The sequence below is a fragment of the Natronospira elongata genome (assembly GCF_034931365.1).
Classification (GTDB): Bacteria; Pseudomonadota; Gammaproteobacteria; order Natronospirales; family Natronospiraceae; genus Natronospira; species Natronospira elongata.
Window position 1 is genome coordinate 1 of sequence record NZ_JAYGII010000074.1, and the last position, 3,887, is coordinate 3,887.

2 protein-coding genes are annotated in these 3,887 nt (G+C 63.5%); one reads left to right on the forward strand and one right to left on the reverse strand.

Annotated elements, in window-relative coordinates; translation table 11 throughout:
• Window positions 1–2,876 (reverse strand): ribonuclease E (rne, locus tag VCB98_RS13675; protein WP_346053476.1); only part of this gene is annotated, 2,876 nt, incomplete at its 3' end.
• Window positions 2,877–3,357: 481 nt separating this feature from the next.
• Here rne and VCB98_RS13680 point away from each other — a divergent pair.
• The coding region (locus VCB98_RS13680) for a pseudouridine synthase (RefSeq protein WP_346053478.1) at window positions 3,358–3,887 on the forward strand (530 nt) is incomplete at its 3' end.

The following is a 3,887-nucleotide window of genomic DNA, read 5'->3' on the forward strand; positions in this document are numbered from 1 at the left end:
TCACCCGGACGGGAAGGCCTGGGGCTCTCCATTGCCGGCGGACGGGTCTGCTTTTCCTGTTTTTCCTCGTACACCTGACGGGTTTCTTCCAGCCGGGCCGCCCGCTTGGAACTCAGTCGACCGGGCTCTTCATCGGCGCCGCTCTTCTTGTCGTGAGCGGCATCTGGCCCGGGTTTCGCTTCGGCCCTGTTTTGCGGCTTGGGCGCAGGCGCATCACCATGGCTGTCAGACCGTCCGCCCTGGCGGGCGGGGGCTTTTTTGTCAGCTTCCCGACTCGGCTTGGGCCCCTGTGATTTTTCTTGCGCCTGAGGCTTCTGCTCCTGGGACTTCTGCTCCTGGGGCCTCTGCTCCTGGGGCCTCTGCTCCTGGGGCCTCTGCTCCTGGGGCTTCGGCTCCTGGGGCTTCGGCTCCTGGGGCTTCGGCTCCTGGGGCTTCGGCTCCTGGGGCTTCTGATCCTGAGACTTCTGCTCCTGAGGCCTCTGCTCCTGAGGCCTCTGCTCCTGAGGCCTCTGCTCCTGGGGCTTCGGCTCCTGGGGCTTCGGCTCCTGAGGCTTCTGGTCCTGAGGCTTCTGGTCCTGAGGCTTCTGGCCCTGAGGCTGCTGGCCCTGAGGCTGCTGGCCCTGAGGCTGCTGGCCCTGAGGCTGCTGGCCCTGGGATTGATTGTCACCCTGGTCCTGTCGCTGATCACGACCGCGGCCATGCTGACCGCCACGACGACGACGACCACCGCGACGTCCACGACGGGTGCCACGACCGCCGCGGCCGCCACCGTCCTGGCGTCCATCGCTACCTTGGCCGTCCTGTGCCTTGTCCGGGCCCTTGTCTTGCGGCTTGCCCTGTGACCTGTCCTGGGACTTGTCTTGCGACTTGTCCTGGGCTTTGCCCTGACCCTTGCTCTGACTCTTGCCTTGTTGGCCCTGGCCACGGGACGAATCGCCGGACTGAGTTTGCGTCTTGTCCTGACGGTCTTCCTGGGGACGGCCGTTGTTCTGATTCTGACGGGGGCCATCACCGCGACGGCGGCGTCCGCGACGACCACGGCGGCCACCTTGCCGCTGCCCTCTGCCACGCTCCTCGTCACCCTGGCCACGCCGGGGACCGCTTCGGCGACCACGCTGACTGCGCTGTTGTGCCCGCTTTTCACGCCGGTCACGTCGGCTTTCCTCGGTGCCGAACAGCAGGCGCCAGAGGCGAACCAGCAAGCCCGGGCCGGCGGGTTCCGCGGGCGTCTCGGGTTTGGCCGGGGTGGGCGCCGGACTCGCGGGGGTAATGCTCTTCACCGCCGGGGTTTCAGCCTTGGCCACCTGGCGGACTTCACCCCGCTGCTGCGGGGGCTTGATCTCTTCCGGCTCCTCGAACTTGAGCTGGTAGCTGGCCGAGCTTTGGGTCAGTTCCTGAACCTCATCGTGGCGCATGCGCACGATGTTGTAGTCCGGGGTCTCCATATTGCGGTCGGGCACCAGCACGAGGTTGACCTTGCAGCGCTGTTCCACTTCCGCGATCCGGTCACGTTTTTCATTGAGCAGGAAGGTGCCCACCTCGACCGGAAGCTGTGCCACGACTCTGGCGGTGTTCTCCTTCATGGCCTCTTCTTCGAGGATGCGGAGAATGGACAGGGCGAGGGAATCAACACTGCGAATTCGGCCATCACCCTTGCATCGAGGGCAGATTTCCTGACTGGATTCACCCAGTGAAGGCTGCAGCCGTTGGCGGGACATTTCCAGGAGCCCGAAACGGGAGATGCGACTAACCTGAACCCGGGCACGATCCATCTTCAGCGCTTCGCGCAGGCGGTTCTCCACTTCCTTCTGGTGCTTCATGGGGCCCATGTCGATGAAATCGATCACCACCAGGCCACCAAGGTCACGGATCCGCAGCTGACGGGCGATCTCGTCGGCGGCTTCCAGGTTGGTGTTGAGGGCCGTTTCCTCGATGTCACCGCCCTTGGTCGCCCGCGCCGAGTTGATGTCGATGGCGGTCAGGGCCTCGGTATGGTCCAGCACCACCGAGCCACCCGAGGGCAGACGGACTTCGCGGGTGAAAGCTGATTCAATCTGGCTTTCAATCTGGTAGCGGGTGAACAGCGGGACTTCGTCGTCGTAGAACTTGAGCTTGCCCAGGTTATGGGGCATGACCTGGGACATGAAGTCGTGGGCCTGCTTATAGATCTCCTGGCTATCCACCAGAATCTCGCCCACATCCGTGCGCAGGTAGTCCCGGATGCAGCGGATGATGACATTGCTTTCCTGGTAGATCAGGAACGGTGCCTTGCGTTCGCCGGCAGCCTGCTCCAGGGCAGTCCAGACCTGGAGGAGGTAATCCAGGTCCCATTGCAGTTCTTCGGTGGTCCGGCCCACGCCGGCAGTGCGCACGATCACGCCCATGCCATTGGGAATGTTGAGATTGCGCATGGCCTCGCGCACCTGGGTCCGGTCTTCGCCCTCGATCCGGCGGGATACGCCACCGGCGCGGGGGTTGTTGGGCATCAGCACCAGGAAGCGCCCGGCCAGGCTGATGAAGGTGGTCAGTGCGGCGCCCTTGTTGCCGCGTTCTTCCTTGTCCACCTGGACCACGACTTCCTGGCCTTCCACCACCGCGTCCTTGATGTTGACGCGGCCAGGGCTGTCCGCCGCACCTTCCTTGAAATAGGAGCGGGAGATTTCCTTTAAGGGGAGGAAGCCGTGACGCTGGGCGCCAAAATCGACGAAGGCGGCTTCAAGGCTGGGTTCGACGCGGGTGATTCGGCCTTTGTAGACGTTGGCCTTTTTCTGTTCCCGGGCCAGTACTTCGATATCGAGGTCGTAGAGTCTCTGGCCGTCCACCATGGCCACGCGCAACTCTTCCGGTTGAGTTGCGTTGATCAGCATTCTCTTCATGAAAAAATCCCACTAGCGCTCAACCAGCCGCTGGCAGGGTCATGAAAGGCCGTTGTCGTGGACAGGTTCTTCTGGTCTGGAATGAAGAGGGCGCCGCCAATCTCTCCTAGCAGTGGTGGCTGCCTGAAATCCTGCCATTCATCACTCGGCGCTTCCTGACCATGCTCGAGGCATGGGAGCGCGTTTTCGAGTCGTCCATCCACGGGCCGTGCCCGGAACGGTCGAGCGATGAAAACGATGGAGCCGCGACCATTCTGGGCCGGCCGACTCCCCCTGATAGCTCTGCATTGAGAGCTGACGATACTGTTCCTTGCCGCACGGCACTCTGAAGCCGTGCTGGGATTCGTCGCCTGGGGTCCGGATAACCGGATCCTGTCTTGCCCTTTAGGCCCTCACGGAGCCGCGTGTTTGTGGGCGAACGAACCGCTCCGGTAATATAACAGCCCACCCCCATATACTCAATCTAAGGAATCGCTGACTCATGTCGGAAGGCCCAAGGCTGCTGGAAGCCGGTGAAGAGGATGCCGGACAGCGCATCGATAATTATCTGCGCCGCGTCCTCAAGGGCGTCCCCAAGGGCCTGATCTACCGCCTGCTGAGAACCGGACAGGTCCGGGTCAACCGCCGCCGCACCAAACCCCATTACCGCCTGGAGGCGGGCGATTCGGTGCGAATCCCGCCGGTGAGCGGTCGCAGTACGCGGGCCGGCAAGGTGCCGGAGCGGCTGCAGTCGCGTCTGGGCGATCGGATCCTCTACGAGGACGACCGTCTGATCATCATCAACAAGCCATCCGGGGTGCCGGTCCATGGCGGCAGTGGCCTGCATTTCGGCCTGATTGACGCCCTGCGTCAGGCCCGGCCTGATGCCCGCTATCTGGAACTGGCCCATCGTCTGGATCGGGAGACCAGCGGCTGTCTCATCATTGCCAAGCGCCGCTCCACGCTCCGCCGCCTGCATGCCGCCCTGCGCGCCAATCGGGTGGAGAAGCGCTACCTGGCCCTGGTTCGTGG